The organism is Pseudomonas sp. PA-6-3C (genome assembly GCF_021605825.1).
In the GTDB taxonomy this organism is placed as follows: domain Bacteria; phylum Pseudomonadota; class Gammaproteobacteria; order Pseudomonadales; family Pseudomonadaceae; genus Aquipseudomonas; species Aquipseudomonas edaphica.
This window is the reverse complement of the sequence record NZ_WKDV01000002.1, coordinates 206,770-225,315: the sequence shown is the minus strand read 5'-3', so window position 1 is coordinate 225,315 and position 18,546 is coordinate 206,770. Positions and strand designations below refer to the sequence as shown.

Here is an 18,546-nt window from a genome sequence, read left to right as displayed (position 1 = left end):
AAGGGGCAGCAGAGCAATGCAGCAACTCAATCCTTCCGAAATAAGTGAAATTATCAAGGGCCGCATCGACAAGCTCGATGTGACCTCCCAAGCCCGTAACGAAGGCACTGTCGTCAGCGTATCTGACGGCATCGTGCGGATTCACGGTCTGGCCGACGTCATGTACGGCGAGATGATCGAGTTTCCGGGCGGCGTCTACGGTATGGCCCTCAACCTGGAGCAAGACTCCGTAGGTGCCGTTGTATTGGGCGCGTACACCAGTCTGGCTGAAGGCATGAGCGCCAAGTGCACAGGCCGCATCCTGGAAGTTCCGGTTGGTAAGGAACTGCTGGGTCGCGTAGTCGACGCACTGGGTAACCCTGTTGACGGTAAAGGTCCACTGGGCAACACCGAGACCGACGCGGTCGAGAAAGTTGCTCCAGGCGTGATCTGGCGTAAGTCGGTAGACCAGCCTGTACAGACTGGCTACAAGGCTGTCGATGCCATGATCCCAGTCGGCCGTGGCCAGCGTGAGCTGATCATCGGTGACCGTCAGATCGGTAAAACCGCTCTGGCGATCGACGCGATCATCAACCAGAAAGACAGCGGCATTTTCTGCGTCTACGTAGCCATTGGTCAGAAGCAATCGACCATCGCCAACGTGGTTCGCAAGCTGGAAGAAAACGGCGCCCTGGCCAACACGATCATCGTGGCTGCCAGTGCTTCGGAATCTCCTGCGCTGCAATTCCTGGCACCGTACTCCGGTTGCACCATGGGTGAATTCTTCCGCGACCGCGGTGAAGACGCGCTGATCGTTTATGACGATCTGTCCAAGCAAGCAGTGGCTTACCGCCAGATTTCCCTGCTGCTGCGCCGTCCACCAGGCCGTGAAGCTTACCCAGGCGACGTGTTCTATCTCCACTCCCGTCTGCTGGAGCGCGCATCCCGCGTTTCGGAAGAATACGTAGAGAAGTTCACCAACGGCGCAGTGACCGGCAAAACCGGTTCCCTGACCGCACTGCCGATCATCGAAACCCAGGCTGGCGACGTTTCCGCGTTCGTTCCGACCAACGTGATTTCCATCACCGACGGTCAGATCTTCCTGGAATCGGCCATGTTCAACTCCGGGATCCGTCCTGCTGTGAACGCCGGTGTTTCGGTATCCCGTGTGGGTGGTGCCGCTCAGACCAAGATCATCAAGAAGCTCTCCGGTGGTATCCGTACCGCTCTGGCTCAGTACCGTGAACTGGCGGCATTCGCCCAGTTCGCTTCTGACCTGGACGAAGCGACCCGTAAGCAACTTGAGCATGGTCAGCGCGTTACCGAGCTGATGAAGCAGAAGCAATACGCCCCAATGTCGATCGCTGACATGGCGTTGTCGCTGTATGCCGCTGAGCGTGGGTTCCTGACTGACGTCGAAATCACCAAGGTCGGCAGCTTTGAACAAGCGCTGATTGCTTACTTCAACCGCGATCACGCCGACTTGTTGGCCAAGATCAACGTGAAGGGTGACTTCAATGACGAAATCGACGCTGGCATGAAAGCCGGTATCGAGAAGTTCAAGGCCACCCAAACCTGGTAAGCCGCAGCGGGAGCCGCAAGGCTCCCGCTTGCTAACCTGATAGGTGTTACATGGCAGGCGCAAAAGAGATTCGCAGTAAGATTGCGAGCATCAAAAGCACGCAAAAGATTACCAGCGCCATGGAAAAAGTGGCGGTCAGCAAAATGCGCAAGGCACAAATGCGCATGGCTGCTAGCCGTCCTTATGCGGAGCGTATCCGCCAGGTAATTGGGCATTTGGCTAACGCCAACCCGGAATACCGCCACCCGTTCATGATCGACCGCGAAGTTAAGCGTGTGGGTTATGTAGTAGTGAGCAGTGACCGTGGTTTGTGCGGTGGTCTGAATACCAACCTGTTCAAGGCCCTGGTCAAGGACATGGCGGTAAACCGCGAAAAGGGCGTCGAGATCGATCTGTGTGTAGTTGGTAGCAAGGGTGCGGCCTTTTTCCGCAACTTCGGCGGTAACGTCGTTGCAGCTATCAGCCACCTGGGTGAAGAGCCGTCGATCAATGATTTGATCGGCAGTGTGAAGGTGATGCTGGATGCGTACCTGGAAGGCCGGATTGACCGCCTGTCCGTGGTATCCAACAAGTTCATCAACACCATGACCCAGCAGCCAACCGTGGAGCAATTGATTCCACTGGTGGCGACTCCGGATCAGGAACTCAAGCACCACTGGGACTACCTCTACGAACCAGACGCCAAAGAGCTGCTTGACGGCTTGATGGTGCGCTACGTGGAGTCGCAGGTGTACCAGGCGGTGGTCGAGAACAACGCAGCTGAACAAGCGGCGCGGATGATCGCGATGAAAAACGCTACCGATAACGCCGGTGATCTGATCAGCGATTTGCAGCTGATCTACAACAAGGCGCGTCAGGCTGCGATCACCCAAGAGATCTCGGAAATCGTCGGCGGCGCTGCCGCGGTTTAACGGTTCAAATATTCAGAGGATCCAGCTATGAGTAGCGGACGTATCGTTCAAATCATCGGCGCCGTTATCGACGTGGAATTCCCACGCGACAGCGTACCGAGCATCTACAACGCGCTGAAAGTACAAGGCGCGGAAACCACTCTGGAAGTTCAGCAGCAGCTGGGCGACGGCGTGGTTCGTACCATTGCGATGGGTTCCACCGAAGGCTTGAAGCGCGGTCTGGACGTTGTCGACACTGGCGCTGCCATCTCCGTACCGGTCGGTAAAGCGACCCTGGGCCGGATCATGGACGTACTGGGCAACCCGATTGACGAAGCTGGCCCGATCGACACCGAAGAGCGCTGGGGCATTCACCGTCCAGCACCTTCGTTCGCCGAACAAGCTGGCGGCAACGATCTGCTCGAAACCGGTATCAAGGTTATCGACCTGGTTTGCCCGTTCGCCAAAGGCGGTAAAGTCGGTCTGTTCGGTGGTGCCGGTGTAGGCAAAACCGTAAACATGATGGAACTGATCCGTAACATCGCCATCGAGCACAGCGGTTATTCCGTGTTCGCCGGTGTGGGTGAGCGTACTCGTGAGGGTAACGACTTCTACCACGAGATGAAGGACTCCAACGTTCTGGACAAAGTGGCACTGGTTTACGGTCAGATGAACGAGCCGCCGGGTAACCGTCTGCGCGTAGCACTGACTGGCCTGACCATGGCCGAGAAGTTCCGTGACGAAGGTAACGACGTTCTGCTGTTCGTCGACAACATCTACCGTTACACCTTGGCCGGTACTGAAGTATCCGCACTGCTGGGCCGTATGCCTTCCGCAGTAGGTTACCAGCCGACCCTGGCCGAAGAGATGGGCGTTCTGCAAGAACGTATCACTTCGACCAAAGAAGGTTCGATCACCTCGATCCAAGCGGTATACGTACCTGCGGATGACTTGACTGACCCGTCGCCTGCGACCACCTTCGCCCACTTGGACGCCACCGTCGTTCTGTCCCGTGACATCGCTTCCCTGGGTATCTACCCAGCGGTCGATCCACTCGACTCGACTTCGCGCCAGCTGGACCCGAACGTGATCGGCCAGGAGCACTACGACACCGCTCGCGGCGTTCAGTACGTGCTGCAGCGTTACAAAGAACTGAAGGACATCATTGCGATCCTGGGTATGGACGAGCTGTCGGAAGCCGACAAGCAGTTGGTAAACCGTGCTCGTAAGATCCAGCGTTTCTTGTCGCAGCCGTTCTTCGTGGCTGAAGTCTTCACCGGTGCTTCGGGTAAATACGTTTCCCTGAAAGACACCATTGCTGGCTTCAAAGGCATCCTCAACGGTGACTACGACCACCTGCCAGAACAAGCGTTCTACATGGTCGGCGGCATCGAAGAAGCGATCGAGAAAGCCAAGAAACTGTAATCTCGGCGCCCGGAAACGGGCGCTCATCAGGTTGAGGCAATCAGATGGCTATGACAGTCCATTGCGATATCGTCAGCGCGGAAGGGGAAATCTTCTCCGGTCTGGTAGAAATGGTGATTGCACACGGCGATCTGGGTGATCTTGGTATCGCCATGGGTCACGCACCGTTGATCACCAGCTTGAAGCCAGGTCCGATCACTCTGACCAAGCAAGGCGGGGAACGTGAGGTGTTTTACATCTCCGGCGGTTTCCTCGAGGTTCAGCCGAACATGGTCAAGGTACTTGCCGACACCGTGCAACGTGCTGGCGACCTGGATGAAGCCTCCGCTCAGGAAGCCGTCAAGGCTGCCGAGAAGGCCCTGAACGAAAAGGGTGCGGACTTCGACTACAGCGCTGCTGCTGTACGTCTGGCCGAGGCTGCAGCCCAGCTGCGCACGCTCCAGCAGATCCGCAAGAAGTAAGCGGCCTAGCCGCAATACTTCTAGCGCGATTGATTAAAAAGGGTAGCCTCGGCTACCCTTTTTCTTTTTCAGCAAAACACTTCTCTGGTCTGAAGTCGGACCGCCCAGGATTGGTAGCCATTCATGTCTCTTGAAATCGTCATTCTCGCCGCAGGCCAGGGCACCCGCATGCGTTCGGCTCTGCCCAAGGTTCTGCATCCGGTCGCAGGCAATTCCATGCTCGGTCATGTTATCCATAGCGCCCGGCAACTGGACCCCCAGCGTATTCACGTGGTGATCGGCCACGGCGCCGACGTGGTGCGTGAACGCCTGGCCGCGGATGACCTGAATTTCGTGTTGCAGGACAAACAACTGGGCACCGGCCACGCGACTGCGCAGGCCGTACCGTTCATCAGCGGCGACACCGTACTGATCCTCTACGGCGACGTACCGCTGATCGAAGTCGAAACCCTGCAACGCCTGCTCAAGCAAGTGGTACCTGGCCAGGTGGGCCTGCTCACCGTTGAGCTGGATGACCCAACCGGCTACGGCCGCATCGTGCGCGATGCGAGCGGCAAGGTTGCGGCCATCGTCGAGCACAAAGACGCCAGCGAAGCCCAACGCGCGATAACTGAAGGCAACACCGGCATTCTCGCCGTGCCGGCCAACATGCTGGCGGACTGGATGAGCCGCTTGTCCAACAACAATGCCCAGGGCGAGTACTACCTCACCGACGTCATTGAGATGGCCGTCAGTGACGGCCTGCTGGTTGCCACCGAGCAGCCCCATGACCCGATGGAAGTGCAGGGCGCCAACGACCGCAAGCAGCTTGCCGAGCTTGAGCGCCACTACCAACTGCGTGAAGGTCGCCGCCTGATGGCCCAGGGCGTAACCCTGCGTGATCCGGCGCGTTTCGACGTGCGCGGTGAAGTCAGCGTGGGCCGCGACGTGCTGATCGACATCAACGTAATCCTCGAGGGTCGTGTGATCATCGAAGATAACGTGGTAATTGGCCCTAACTGCGTAATCAAGGACAGCACCTTGCGCAAAGGCGTGGTGGTCAAGGCCAACAGCCATCTTGAGGGTGCAGTGATGGGCGAGGGTAGTGATGCCGGTCCGTTTGCGCGCCTTCGTCCGGGCAGTGTGCTGGGTGCCCGTGCGCACGTCGGCAACTTCGTTGAACTCAAGAACGCGAAAATGGGCGACGACGCCAAGGCCGGTCACTTGGCCTACCTCGGCGATGCGGTGATCGGCGCGCGCAGCAACATCGGCGCCGGTGCGATCACCTGCAACTACGATGGCGCCAACAAGTACCAGACCACCATTGGTGAGGATGTATTTATCGGCTCCAACAACTCGCTGATTGCGCCGGTCACCATTGGGGATGGTTCAAACACTGCGGCAGGTTCGACCATCAACCAGGATGTGGATAAGTCCCAACTGGCTGTTGCCCGCGCCCGCCAGCGCAACATCGACGGCTGGAAACGCCCGGTCAAAATCAAAAAGACCTGAGTTATCCACAACCTCACCAGCTAATGCTATCTCCTGTGGGAGCTGGCTTGCCTGCGATAGCGGTCTGGCATTCACGATGAATGTTGCCTGACACTCCGCCATCGCAGGCAAGGCAGCTCCCACATTGGTTGAGTGGTGTTAGTAAAAATCAGCGTAAAAATTACAGCTTGCCGCTTGACGATCTTTCGCCAATAGGTTTTGATTGTCTTCGTTATCTTTCGAAACGAAACTTATCACTACCATGTCGAAACGAAATACACCCCAACGACGCCACAACATTCTGACCCTGCTCAATGAACAGGGCGAAGTCAGCGTGGACGAATTGGCCAAACGTTTCGAAACGTCGGAAGTGACCATCCGCAAGGACCTCGCCGCCCTCGAAAGCAATGGCCTGCTGCTGCGCCGCTACGGTGGCGCGATCACCATGCCCCAAGAGCTGGTCGGTGATGCCGCCCAGCCCATCTCGGCGTACAAGCGCGCCATCGCCCGGGCGGCCGTCATGCGCTTGCGTGAACACGCGCGCATCATCATCGACAGCGGCAGCACCACCGCCGCCATGATCCCGGAGCTCGGCCACCAGCCGGGCCTGGTGGTGATGACCAACTCCCTGCACGTGGCCCGCGCGCTGAGCGAGCTGGAACATGAGCCGGTGTTATTGATGACCGGCGGCACCTGGGACCCGCATTCGGATTCATTCCAGGGCCAGGTCGCCGAACAAGTGCTGCGTTCCTATGATTTTGATCAGTTGTTTATCGGCGCCGACGGCATCGATCTGGAACGTGGCACCACCACCTTCAACGAACTGCTGGGCCTGAGCCGTGTAATGGCCGACGTCGCCCGTGAAGTGGTGGTGATGGTCGAATCCGACAAGATCGGCCGCAAGATCCCCAACCTGGAGCTGCCCTGGAGCAGCGTCCATACCCTTATTACCGATGATCGCCTGCCGCTTGAGGCCCGCGACCAGATCCAAGCCCGCGGCATTACGCTGATATGCGCGGCAATCATCTAGGAGATACACCATGTGTGGAATTGTAGGCGCAGTCGCTGAACGCAACGTCACCGCCATCCTGCTTGAAGGCCTCAAACGTCTGGAATACCGCGGCTATGACAGCGCCGGTGTAGCCGTATTTACCAACGCCGGCAAGCTCGAGCGCATGCGCCGCCCAGGCAAAGTCAGCGAGCTGGAACAAGCTTTGCTCGGCGAGCCGCTGGTGGGTCGTCTTGGCATCGCCCACACCCGTTGGGCCACCCACGGTGCACCGTGCGAACGTAACGCTCACCCGCATTTCTCCGGCGACCTGGCCGTGGTGCACAACGGCATCATCGAAAACCACGAAGTGCTGCGCGAACAGCTCAAGGGCCTGGGCTATGAGTTCACCTCGGACACCGACACCGAAGTCATCGCCCATCTGCTCAACCACAAGCTCAAGGACCTCGGCGACCTGACCGTCGCGCTCAAGGCTACGGTCAAGGAACTGCACGGCGCCTACGGCCTGGCCGTGGTCTGCGCCAGCCAACCCGACCGCGTGGTGGCTGCGCGCAGTGGCAGCCCGTTGGTGATTGGCCTGGGCCTGGGCGAAAACTTCCTTGCCTCCGACCAACTGGCCCTGCGCCAAGTGACTGACCGCTTCATGTACCTGGAAGAAGGTGATATCGCCGATATTCGCCGTGAAAGTGTGCAGATCTGGGACGTCAACGGCGTGCCGGTCGAGCGCGAAGCTGTGCAATACCGCGACGGTGCCGAGGCCGCTGATAAAGGCGAATTCCGCCACTTCATGCTCAAGGAAATCCACGAGCAACCGTCTGTGGTGCAACGCACCCTGGAAGGCCGCCTGAGCCAGAACCAAGTGCTGGTCAACGCCTTCGGCCCACAAGCCGCCGAGCTGTTCGCCAAAGTGCGCAATGTGCAGATCGTCGCCTGCGGCACCAGCTACCACGCCGGTATGGTTGCCCGTTACTGGCTCGAAGAACTGGCCGGCATCCCGTGCCAGGTCGAAGTCGCCAGCGAGTTCCGCTACCGCAAGGTGGTGGTGCAGCCCGACACCCTGTTCGTGACCATCTCCCAGTCCGGCGAAACGGCTGACACCCTGGCCGCGCTGCGTAATGCCAAAGAACTCGGCTTCCTTGGCAGCCTGGCAATCTGCAACGTCAGCATCAGCTCGCTGGTGCGCGAGTCCGACCTGACCCTGTTGACCCAGGCCGGTCGCGAAATCGGCGTGGCGTCCACCAAAGCCTTTACCACCCAACTCGTTGGCCTGTTGCTGCTGACCCTGTCCCTGGGCCAGGTGCGCGGCACCCTCGCCGAAGGCGTCGAAGCCACATTGGTTGAAGAACTGCGCCGCCTGCCGGCCCGTCTGGGCGAAGCCCTGGCCATGGACAGCACCGTGGAAAAAGTCGCCGAACTGTTCGCCGACAAAAACCACACCCTGTTCCTCGGCCGTGGCGCGCAATACCCGGTAGCGATGGAAGGCTCACTCAAGCTCAAGGAAATCTCGTACATCCACGCCGAAGCCTACCCGGCCGGCGAACTCAAACACGGCCCCTTGGCCCTGGTGGATGACGACATGCCGGTGGTCACCGTCGCGCCGAACAACGAACTGCTGGAAAAGCTCAAATCCAACCTGCAGGAAGTACGCGCGCGTGGCGGCCAGTTGATCGTGTTTGCCGACGAAAAGGCTGGCATGACCAATGGCGAAGGCACCCACGTGATCAACATGCCGCACATCCACGACACCCTGTCGCCGATCCTCTACACCATCCCGTTGCAGCTGCTGTCGTATTACGTTGCTGTGCTCAAGGGCACTGACGTTGACCAGCCGCGTAACCTGGCGAAGTCGGTGACGGTGGAGTAAGCGCTGCTGGCGTATCGGAAGGGGCTATTTCAATAGCCCCTTTTTACATGCTGGAGCCGCCAACTCAAGGACGCCCGTTTATGCAAAGCCTCTCTACAATCGTACACGCACGCTTGCACAATCGCCGATTTGCGGTGGCGAACAACGCCCAAGGACTGTCCGGTGTCGGTACGGTATTTCATTACCTGGTCGAAGATGGCGTTATTTCGAGTACTTACGAAGGCGGTCGGATTCGTTTGGGAGCGCAGGTCGGACAGGTGACAGGTCACAACACCTTTGAGCTGCTTTTTTACTGTGTGACAGTGGACGAGCAACTACTTGCCGGGTGGTCGAGAGGTACAGTGGGTGTCGACGCGTCAGGGCGCACAACCTTGAGCTTTGTTTGGGGCTGGTTGTCGGGCGCGACAGGTGGCGGCGAGTCGAATTACACCGAGTTGACTGCATGAGGTAGCCCGCCGAGAACCCCCATGCTCCCTGCCTCATTGATGTGCATTAGCGGCCACCTTATCCCTAGAATGCAGCCTTATGGATAGCCAGACAGGGGTGTCATCACTATGAACAGAGGTTTCTACCGTGCGGACAAACGCTTGCCGCTCAGCCTTTCGTACTCGCTGAGACCTGGTCTGGTAAAAGTCTGTGGCACTGTGATGCTCAAAGAGTCGCGCTTATCCCCAGTGGATGGCTTGCCCTGTGCCGGGTATTCACTGCAGATCCAGGAGAGCTACCGCGACAGCGGCGAAAGGGATGCATGGCGGACAGTATTTACTGACGCACAATGCAATGACTTTGCGCTCAAGGATGCCCACGGCACTGTGGATATCATCGCCGAAGGCATTGAGTTGTTTTCAGGCCAAGTGCCACAGCTAGGGGACTATCGTTACACCGCAGGACCGGGCCGCCAACAAGGAGAAATCTTGCTCAGCGAAAGCCTGGAGGTCATGGTTATCGGTACTGCAATACAGCGTAACGGTAAAACGGTGATCGTCCGGGGTGAGGAGGCCGATACGGTATTTGGTGTGGAGCGGCTGCGCACTGTGAACAACTATCGTCTCGCTGTGCCAGCGTGGCGCGCCTTGGGGTTATGCAGTGCGTTGGTGGTGTTGTTCAGTATGGCGCTACTGCTTATAGATCCGGCGCAATGGATGCAGTGGCAGTTGCCCAGCCGCGATACGTTCCAGCAAATGGCTGGATTGGGGCCATTCCATGAATGGGTGGCTTTGTTGTATCAGCGCCAAGGTTTATCGCTGCCGTTGTTGGCTGCCTTCGGTTGGATGGGCATAGTATTCGTGCTGATGTGCGTTGCACGGGTGTTTCTTTATCGAGATATCCACAAGCGGGTTCAGCCCATACTTATCGCCTGGGGAGTGGTTGGCGTGATCGGTGGCGGCCTGGTGACGTGGGCATTGGTGGCGCTCGAGTTCGATCCATTCAAGATCCTTTTGATCTGGCTGAGCGTGATTATTGTCGCTTTGATCTTTTCCACTACCCAAATACGCGCGTTGCAGGCGTTGGTGGCGAGCGTTTTCAAAACCGAGTTGACCTAAGGTACAAACTCTACTCGTAACCCGCGGCTCGCACTGCGGCCCTGATCATCACTGACCCGCAACCGATACTCGCCCGACTTGCCCGGCCGCCAGTTCAAGGTGGTTTGCGGCGGGCCTTGGCCGATCAGGGTCTGGTCGGCAAACCAGTACAGCGTGGTCGCATCACTGGCCGCGTTGGCATTGAGCGGAATGCTTTCCTGCGGCTGGGACAGGCGCAACTGGTAGCTCACCTGTGTCAGCGGCGAGCGAATCTGCGGCGCTTCGCTTTGGTCGCTGATGCGGTTGGGTTGGCAATTTTTCATCACGTTCGGTGGCGTGCGCCGGGGCAGGCCGGCGGCGCGGTATAGGCGCTGCACGTCGCTGGGCCAGAATTCGAAGACTTCTTCGCGGGTGTATTGCGGGTCGAACGGCGGGCATGCGGCCTTGCCGGTGCGGGTGTCGATCAGTACCGGGCGGTGCAGGTTGGACACGCGAATCGGCGACACGCCAGGGATGTACCAGGTCTTGCGGGTTTGCGGGCACCAGCGGTTGGGCAATTCGCCGGAGGCCGCGCACACGTCGATGCGCACCAGCCCGGCGGGCGGCTTGTCGGGCTTGATCACCACGTTGGGCAAGGCCAGCGGCAGGGCGTCGGCGATACGGAAGAACAGCGGCGCGGCGGTTTTGGCGCCGATAAACGTCGGGTTCGGCCGCCCATCAAAATTACCCACCCACACCACCAGCACATACGGCCCGACCAGGCCTGCGCTCCAGGCATCATGAAAGCCCCACGACGTGCCGGTTTTCCAGGCCGTGCGCCAGTGGCGGCCGGGCAGACCATCCGGGCGCGGGTTGCGGCGCAGCATGTCGCGCACCATAAACGCCGCTTGGGGCGTGAGCAGTTGCGCTCCAGTGGTTTGCGGCTGTTCCTGCAAATAGCGCAAAGGCCGCAAATGCCCGTCACCCGCCAGCATCACATACAGGCGCGCCAGTTCCTCCGGCGTCATCTCGCCGCCGCCCAAGGCCAGGGCCAAACCGTAGTGGCTTTCCCCACGCAAGCCTTTGATACCGGCGCGTTGCAGCAAGCCATACAGCGAGGGCGACTGCACTTGGCTGGCGAGCCACACCGCCGGAATATTGCGACTACGGATCAACGCATCCCGCGCTGTCAGTGGCCCGACAAAACTGCCGTCGAAATTTTCCGGCTGGAAGTAGCCGAAGTTACTGGGTAAATCCTTGAGGATGCTCATGGGGTGGATAACCCCCTGATCCAGCGCCAACCCATACAGAAACGGCTTGAGCGTCGACCCCGGCGAGCGCCGCGACAACACGCCGTTGACCTGCCCGTGGATGCCTGTGGATAAGTAATCCGCCGAACCTACCAGCGCCTTGACGCTCTGGTCGCGGCTGTCCACAAGGATGGCCGTGGCGTTTTCCACACCGGTACTGCGCCGCTCGGCAATAAAGCCTGTGATCAAGCGTTCGAGCAGTTGCTGCAAAGGCAGGTTGAGGGTTGAGTTGAGTTCGTTGCCGGGTTGCGACGCCAGCAGCTGTTCGCTCAAGTGCGGTGCCAGAAACGGTATCTGCTGGCGGTTGCGCGCCTCCAGAGGCAAGTCGAGCAAACTGTCGTTACGCGGGTCCTGTGGATAAGTTTCGCGCCAGTCGGCCATCAAGCGCAGCCGCGCATTTTGCAGCGACGGCCCGAAGCGCGCGCGTCGCCCCGGTTGCTGTGGGATCACCGCCAGCGCCAAGGCTTCGGACAACGACAACTGCGCCGCCGACTTGCCAAAGTAAATCCGGCTGGCCGCTTCGGCGCCCTCGATATTGCCACCCATGGGCGCCAGGTTCAGGTAAGCCTCAAGGATATCGTGCTTGCTGTAGCGCGCTTCCAGCCACAGCGCCAGGGCCATCTGCTGCAATTTGCCCGGCACTTGGCGGGTGTTGAGGTCCCACAGCCGCCGCGCCAGCTGCATGCTCAAGGTCGAGCCGCCCTGACGCTGGCCGCCGCTGTAGGTGGCCATGGCCGCGCGCAGCAACGCCGGGGGGTTGATGCCCGGGTGCCAATAGAAATTGCGGTCTTCCTTTAGCAGCAAGGCCTCGACCAGTGACGGCGACATGCGCTCCAGCGGCAGCCACAGGCGATATTGCCCGTCCTGCGCCAAGGTCATGCGCAGCAACGCGCCGTCATCGGCCAACACCACGCGGGACGAGGTGACGGCCTGTTCCAGCGGGGCATGGGGCCACCATCGCAGCCCCGCCAGCGTGCCTGTAAAGAGTACCGCCGCTGCAAGCAGCGGCGTCAGGCGTTTAAGGCTTGGTAATTTCAAGCTGGCCTACTTTGCCGCGCCCTTGCAGGGTGGTTTCGTACATGCCTTCGGCGTAGGCCGGTGGCGTATTGAACGTCCCTGCGTTGGTGGCGCGCACGCGGTACACGAAAGTGCCTACATCACGCAGCGCGGTGCCGTACAACACCACTCGATCATCGCGCACGTCCACGTAGTCCGGCTGCCAGTTGCTCAGCTCGGTTTCGCCGATCGGCGCCTGCCAGGTATCGGCTTCGTCACCGTCTGCGGTTTCCACGTACTCGGAATCGTCGCCTTCACTTTCACTTTCTTCGTTGCTGGCGGCCGCTTCCGGCTCCGGCGGCAAGTTATACACAGGCTCGACGCCACCGGGCAGCAGATCGACCACGGCCACTTGCTGCACTTGGTCGCGGTCGGTGGCGCGCAGGCGCAGGCGCACCAGGAACTCGTCGCCCACCGCGACTTTGCTCACTGGCTCGCCTTTGAGGTCGAGGTATTCGTGGATGATCTCCAGGCCATTGTTGATGGGCTTGAGCTTGGCGCCCTTGTCGAAACCGGCTTCGCTGAGCATGTAGAAGGCGGCCGGTCCGTCGGTTTTTTCCATCACCAGCTTCTGCGTTTTACCCGGCACGGCGGCGCGCGGTGGCTGGCCGGCCATCTCCAGCAATTGCTGTTGCTTGTCGCCCAGCCAGGCGGTCGCCTTGAGGGTCATGTCGCTCTGGGCGCGCTGGCCATAATTGTCCAGGGCGCGCAGCAGCAGGGCGGCCGACAGCGAGTTGTAACGCTGTTCGTTCAGGCGCTTGCCGAGTTTATCCAGCAGCGCCGTCGGTACATCGTCAAGCAACTCGGGGAAGTGGCGCGCCAGCAGGTGCAAGTGCTCGGCGTCGTGTACCAGCGGGTCGTAATACAGGCCGTCGCTGTCCCACTTATCCACCAGCGAACGCCACGGGATTTTGCGGAACAAGGTGTCGGCCTGACGATCCTGCTTGAGCAGCTTGTAACTGGCCGCCAGGTAAGCGGCGCCCAGGTCGTTCTGCCAGGTGTCTTTGAAGTAGCTCTCGTAGCGCTCGCGGATATCGCTCAAGGCGCCGCTCACCAGAATTCCCTGACGGCTCAAGAGGTAACTGGCGTAGGCACGGTTGCGCAATTCCGACAGACCTTCGCTTGGGCCATTGGCCAAGTCGGTCAGGTAGGCGTTGGAGCGCGCCAGCAGGTCTTCCGGCACCGGCAGCCCGCGTTCCTTGGCTTCGATCAGGAAGTCGGTGGCGTACAGGCTGGCATACGGCGCCACGTCCGGGTTGGCGGCCCACAAACCAAAGCCACCGGCCGAGTTCTGGCGCTGGCGCAGCATGCGCACCGCGCCGCTGAAGGCTTGTTCGGCTTCTGGCGCGGTACCGCCCCAGATCAACGCCGGCATGGCCTTGGACACCAATTGCTCGGTGCAGGCGTAGCCATAGTCATCCAGGTAATGCTTGAGGCCGTTGGCCCATACCAGCGGCGAGGCAGCCACACCCAGTTGCACATCGCGCAATTGGCTGAACAGCTCACGCGTCGGTTTCAGCTCTTTGCTGGTGCTGTCGAACCGGCCCAGGCTCAAGGCCACGCGATGCTCGCTCAGTGGGCGGATCGACGTGGTTTCTGCGACCTGGATACGTTTGCCGTTCGGCAGTACCGCGACAAAACGCAGGTCCGCGGAGCCGAGGGTTTCACCGACCTTGATCTTGAACTCGGCAGTGCCTTCCTTGCGCGGTTGCAGCGACAGGGTACTGCCTTTGTCGCCCTGCACGTTTAGCCCGTCGCTGGTCTGCACTTCAAACTTCACGTCCGCTGCCGCGTCGAGGTTACTGAACACCCCGGCGCTCACATTGAACACGTCCCCCGGCGCCACAAAGGCCGGCACGTTCGGCGTGATCACAATCGGCCCGCGCACTTCGGTATTGGCCTCGCTGACGCCCACGCTGTCACTGTCCACTGCCACCGCAAACAGGTGCAGCTTGCCGTTGAAGCTGTCCGGCACCTGGTAATGCAGCACGGTTTCACCGGCCGGCAGGTCAACCAACCCGGACCACCAGGCCACGGGCGGCTGGTGTTTACGCTTGAACGGGTTGAGGTGGTTGGCCAGCGCGCCTTCGGTGTCACCACCGGGCGCTGCGCCACTGAGCAGGCGGCTGAATTCCGGCAGGATCAGGTCAAGGATCTGACTGGTGCCAACCTCCAATGCGCGTTTCTGGAAGAAGAAGCCCAACGGGTCGGGCGTCTGGTAACGCGCCACTTGCAGGATGCCTTCGTCCACCGCGTAAACCACCGCGCGGCCTGGGCGGTCGGCAGTTACCTTGATATCCAGGGTCTGCCCCGGCTCGATCTTCTCCGGGCCTTCAACCTTGAGCGCCATGCGCCGTGCATCCAGGTTGATGCTGAACGGCACCACGCCGTAGGACAGCGGGCTCATATAGACCTCAGGCGAACCCATGTCGCGCACAAACTGCACGTTGACGTAGGCATTGCCCTCAAGCCCGGCAGGCACGCGGATATGTTGCACGCTGTTGGTGCTGTCGGCCTTGAACCACTGCTGGGTGTAAACCTTGTCACGCTCGATGGTGATCAAGCCGGCACCGGTGTAAGGCGCGCGGATGCTGATCGCTATCTCATCACCGGTGGCATAGCTGCGTTTATCCAGGCGCAGTTGCAGCTCGGCGTTGCGCTCCAGCGAGCGCGAGGTGTTGCCGCGCCCGGCCACGCTGTAGTCGATCTGGTTGAGCAGGCGGCCATTGGCGTCTTTGACCTGCAGGGTGAAATCACCCGGCGTGCCGGTGTTCAGGGTCTGCTTGGCGCCGTCCTTGGTCATCGTCAGCGGTGAGGCCGGCTGGCTGATGTTCTTGATGCGCGACTCGTATTTGTAGGTGCCGTTGGACTGTTTCACCAGTACCGATACGTAACGGTGTTCGACCACTTCACTGGTCAGGCCATCCACGGCCATCGGCGTGAGGTCCGGCGCGACGGCCAGCCATTGCACCTGACGCGGGGCGTCCTTGGCGACGTACGACAGCGAATCCTGACTTTTCACACCGACCAGATAAGGCGCGGACGACACCAGCAGCGCACTTTGCGCCGCCACGTTGCGGCCGCCTTCGGCCTCGAACACCTGGGTCATCACCTGCAGGCGATAGGTGCTGCTGGCAAAGCGTTGCAGGTTGAGGTCGAGTACGGCCTGGCCGTTGTCGTCGACGGTGGTTTCAGCCAGGTCTTCGGTGCTGGCTTCTTCCAGGGCGTCGTTGAGGCGGAAGCGGTAATCGGGGTAACGGTCAAAGGCCGCGAGCGTCGGGCTCAGGGACATCTTCGCTGTGACACGTCGGCCGGCTGCCGGCGCGCCGAACAAGTGCATCGCGGTGACTTTGGCCACCACCTGGTCCGGTGGAATCCAGCCCAACACCGGCGTGTCGTGCAGGCTCAGGCTGACCTTCATGCGGTCCGGCTCGAAGTCGCGGACCTTGAAGCTGACACTGCCGAGGTCGGTGCGGGTGTTTTTCTGGCCGATCAGCTGCAAAGTCGCGGTGTACTCACCGGCGGGGGCGACTTCACTGCTGGGGAAATCAAAGGTTTCAAAGCCGCTGGTGGACAGTTTGAGCGGCTGGCGAATCACTTCCAGGCCGCGCGGGTCGGTGATTTGCAGTTCAACCGGCAGGCCTTGCAGCGCACCTTTCCAGTCGCCGCTGCGCACGATCATGCCCAGGTGCGCGGTCTCGCCCGGGCGGTACAGGCCACGGTCGGTGAACATATACGCGCTGAGGCGATTAATCGCGCCGTCTTCTTCCAAACCGCCTACATCGAAGCGTGAAAAGTCCAACTGCTGGGACTGACGGGCAATCGGCAGGAACGACTGGTCATTGCCGCGCGTGACTACATACATCAGCGGCGTTTTCTCACGGCGCAGTTCATCCAGCTTGGCGAAATGCGCGTGGCCTTCGGCATCGGTGCGGCCGCTGGCGACCGGCAGACCGTTGCGACCCATGATATCGACTTGTGCATCGGCGACCGGCGAGCCGTTGCCGATGGACTGCACAAACACATCGTGGCTGCCGTCGCTGGAGCGCTTGGCGATGATGCCAAGGTCGGTAACCACGATAAAACGCAGGTCGCTGGTGCTGTTGCGTTCGTACTCGAACGTGCGCTCGGCCGGGTCATCCTGCGGGCTCAGCTTGAGCACGAAAATACCGCGACGGCCGCCATTGGCAGTGAGGTAGTGGCTGAGGTCGACGTTGTCGTAGACGGTTTTCGCCGGGTCATTGGACGACAACGCAATATCCAGCGACTGACGCTCAACCATGCGGTCGAAGTATTCATTGCCGAAATTCGGCCGGGCGAAGCTGCCGCTGCTTTGGTCGACCAAATGCTGCAACTGGTTGGGCAGCAGGCGGGCGATTTCCACATGGGCACCGGGCACGCCACGGGCCATGAAACCCAGGCGTTTTTCGCCGTTGAGGCTCAGCAGCGCGCCGTCCGACAGGAACTGCAAGGTGCGTGGGTACGCCGGCATGCTGATCAGCGAAGCGGTAGGGTTTTTCGCCAGATAACCGCCAATGGCTTCCAGGTTGGCGGGCACGCGTACATACAGCGCGCGGCCGGCCGGAGCCTTGAACTTGAACGCATGCAGGGTGTTCAGCGGCTCGACGCTGGGCACGTGGGTCAGGCTGACCTTGGTGCTGCGCGCCAGCATCGCGTCGTCGATGTCGTTGCTGGTGTAAGGGCGCGTGTCGTCTTCAGCCTTGGCCGGCAGCAGCCAGGCCTGGACCTTACCGGCGATGGTGTCATCGGCCACGGCGCTGGAGCTGCTGAACATCAACACCGGTTCCGGTTCGCCGCGCTCGTTGTCGACAAAGCTGACTTCGGCACCGGTAAACGTCAGGCGATAACGGCCGGGCACGGTGACTTCCGCCACCAGTGGCGCGTTGCTGGCATTGCCGCCGTCACGGGCTTTGATGCCTTCATCGAGCTTGGCGCTGACCGGCGTGCTTTCCAGTGGCGTGGCCAGGGCGGCGGAGCGCACGTAAGCATTGAGCTTGAGGTCGTCGAAGGTGATTTCCGGGCGGTTGGGCAGCTGGGCGTCGCGGTAGGCCAGGCCTTTGCCGAGGGTTACCGAGACGCGCTTGCGCAGGTTGTCTTCATCCACCGGGTGGGAAAAGTGGAAGGTCGCCACCAGCTGTTTCAGTGTGGGGTTGGACGGGTCTTGGTACAGCTCGTTTTGCGCCAGGGTGGCGCGGAACGGTTGGGTGGAGAACTGGCTGCTGTATTGGCTGAGCAGCACGCCGTCAGCCAGCAGCTGTTTCTTGGCCAGGTCGAGCGTGTAATGGGCGTCGACGGGCCAGTCTTTTTCCGGCACGAACAATAACGTGCGGTCGTCGGACCAACGCCAAGCACCGGCTACAGCGGGTTTAAGGGTAATGCCTTCAGTGACCGGCTTGCCAATGGCTGCCAACGGAGCCACGGACTCGGCAAAGCGCACCTGCAAGTTATCCACAATCGGAGGCTGCTGGGTGTAATCGGTCAGGTTCGGCTTATGCAGCGAATAACCCACGGTGTGGGGCTGCGGCAAATTCGAATACCAGTGCCAGCCGTAGAAACCAGCAGCGGCCAGCAGCAGCAGGCCCAAGACCCCGGCACCCGCCTGGCGCGGATAGGCGCGGGCCTTATTGCCCAGGCTCCCCACGCCACGGCCCGTGGCTCGCAGCCAGGCGGGCGGCTGCCATTGGCCAAAGATGGCACTCACCACAGTCAGTAAAGCGCCGAGAATTCGGCGGCTGATCGCTTTCAACGAATCGAACATGGTGAGCATCCCTGGCAAAGTGCGGCCTATCTTACACGCGTCTTTGATACAAAAGATGACGTGAAGTGGTCAGCGTGCTCAGGCGTGTTGCACAAAGGTGAGGCGTACCGCAAAACCGATCGAAAGGTTGGCCGTGAAGCAAGGTTTCGGATTGAGCGGGGCCTCCCAATACACCACAAAACCCTGTGGGAGCTGGCTTGCCTGCGATGGCGGTGGCAC

Annotated in this window: 11 protein-coding genes; 9 read left to right on the top strand and 2 right to left on the bottom strand. The window is 60.4% G+C overall.

What is annotated here, in order from left to right; genetic code table 11:
• Positions 1-16 precede the first annotated feature (16 nt).
• From atpA to GIW48_RS02780, 9 genes are all read left to right on the top strand, one after another.
• Positions 17-1,561 (top strand): F0F1 ATP synthase subunit alpha, encoded by a 1,545-nt coding sequence (gene atpA, locus GIW48_RS02820; protein ID WP_017135120.1) that lies wholly within the window; start codon positions 17-19, stop codon positions 1,559-1,561.
• A gap of 50 nt (positions 1,562-1,611) precedes the next feature.
• A complete protein-coding gene (gene atpG, locus GIW48_RS02815) occupies positions 1,612-2,472 on the top strand; it encodes a F0F1 ATP synthase subunit gamma (protein WP_010207685.1) in 861 nt (286 codons plus the stop codon).
• Positions 2,473-2,499: 27 nt separating this feature from the next.
• Positions 2,500-3,876: a F0F1 ATP synthase subunit beta gene (gene atpD / locus GIW48_RS02810; protein WP_017135118.1), complete on the top strand. Its 1,377-nt coding sequence runs from the start codon at positions 2,500-2,502 to the stop codon at positions 3,874-3,876.
• 44 nt (positions 3,877-3,920) lie between these two features.
• On the top strand, positions 3,921-4,337 hold the full coding sequence (locus GIW48_RS02805) for a F0F1 ATP synthase subunit epsilon (protein WP_017135117.1): 417 nt from the start codon (positions 3,921-3,923) through the stop codon (positions 4,335-4,337).
• 123 nt (positions 4,338-4,460) lie between these two features.
• A complete protein-coding gene (gene glmU / locus GIW48_RS02800) occupies positions 4,461-5,828 on the top strand; it encodes a bifunctional UDP-N-acetylglucosamine diphosphorylase/glucosamine-1-phosphate N-acetyltransferase GlmU (RefSeq protein ID WP_170040598.1) in 1,368 nt (455 codons plus the stop codon).
• Between the two features lie 241 nt (positions 5,829-6,069).
• Entirely contained in the window at positions 6,070-6,837 is a 768-nt protein-coding gene (locus tag GIW48_RS02795; RefSeq protein WP_099550203.1) for a DeoR/GlpR family DNA-binding transcription regulator, read from the top strand.
• 10 nt (positions 6,838-6,847) lie between these two features.
• The gene (gene glmS / locus GIW48_RS02790; RefSeq protein ID WP_099550204.1) at positions 6,848-8,680 is read left to right on the top strand and encodes a glutamine--fructose-6-phosphate transaminase (isomerizing); all 1,833 of its coding nucleotides are present in this window, start codon (positions 6,848-6,850) and stop codon (positions 8,678-8,680) included.
• A gap of 80 nt (positions 8,681-8,760) precedes the next feature.
• Positions 8,761-9,126: a hypothetical protein gene (locus GIW48_RS02785; protein ID WP_236460348.1), complete on the top strand. Its 366-nt coding sequence runs from the start codon at positions 8,761-8,763 to the stop codon at positions 9,124-9,126.
• A 108-nt stretch (positions 9,127-9,234) separates the two neighbouring features.
• A complete protein-coding gene (locus tag GIW48_RS02780; protein WP_236460346.1) occupies positions 9,235-10,224 on the top strand; it encodes a hypothetical protein in 990 nt (329 codons plus the stop codon).
• Here GIW48_RS02780 and pbpC read toward each other — a convergent pair.
• On the bottom strand, positions 10,221-12,530 hold the full coding sequence (gene pbpC / locus GIW48_RS02775; protein ID WP_138450345.1) for a penicillin-binding protein 1C: 2,310 nt from the start codon (positions 12,528-12,530) through the stop codon (positions 10,221-10,223). The genes GIW48_RS02780 and pbpC overlap by 4 nt on opposite strands.
• The gene (locus tag GIW48_RS02770; RefSeq protein ID WP_236460344.1) at positions 12,511-18,327 is read right to left on the bottom strand and encodes an MG2 domain-containing protein; all 5,817 of its coding nucleotides are present in this window, start codon (positions 18,325-18,327) and stop codon (positions 12,511-12,513) included. Before GIW48_RS02770 ends, pbpC begins: the two co-directional genes overlap by 20 nt.
• Between the last annotated feature and the right edge of the window lie 219 nt (positions 18,328-18,546).

Coding starts and splice junctions, on each gene's coding strand:
- atpA (WP_017135120.1), top strand. CDS start 17: ATGCAGCAACTCAATCCTTCCGAAATAAGTGAAATTATCAAGGGCCGC.
- atpG (WP_010207685.1), top strand. CDS start 1,612: ATGGCAGGCGCAAAAGAGATTCGCAGTAAGATTGCGAGCATCAAAAGC.
- atpD (WP_017135118.1), top strand. CDS start 2,500: ATGAGTAGCGGACGTATCGTTCAAATCATCGGCGCCGTTATCGACGTG.
- GIW48_RS02805 (WP_017135117.1), top strand. CDS start 3,921: ATGGCTATGACAGTCCATTGCGATATCGTCAGCGCGGAAGGGGAAATC.
- glmU (WP_170040598.1), top strand. CDS start 4,461: ATGTCTCTTGAAATCGTCATTCTCGCCGCAGGCCAGGGCACCCGCATG.
- GIW48_RS02795 (WP_099550203.1), top strand. CDS start 6,070: ATGTCGAAACGAAATACACCCCAACGACGCCACAACATTCTGACCCTG.
- glmS (WP_099550204.1), top strand. CDS start 6,848: ATGTGTGGAATTGTAGGCGCAGTCGCTGAACGCAACGTCACCGCCATC.
- GIW48_RS02785 (WP_236460348.1), top strand. CDS start 8,761: ATGCAAAGCCTCTCTACAATCGTACACGCACGCTTGCACAATCGCCGA.
- GIW48_RS02780 (WP_236460346.1), top strand. CDS start 9,235: ATGAACAGAGGTTTCTACCGTGCGGACAAACGCTTGCCGCTCAGCCTT.
- GIW48_RS02770 (WP_236460344.1), bottom strand. CDS start 18,327: ATGTTCGATTCGTTGAAAGCGATCAGCCGCCGAATTCTCGGCGCTTTA.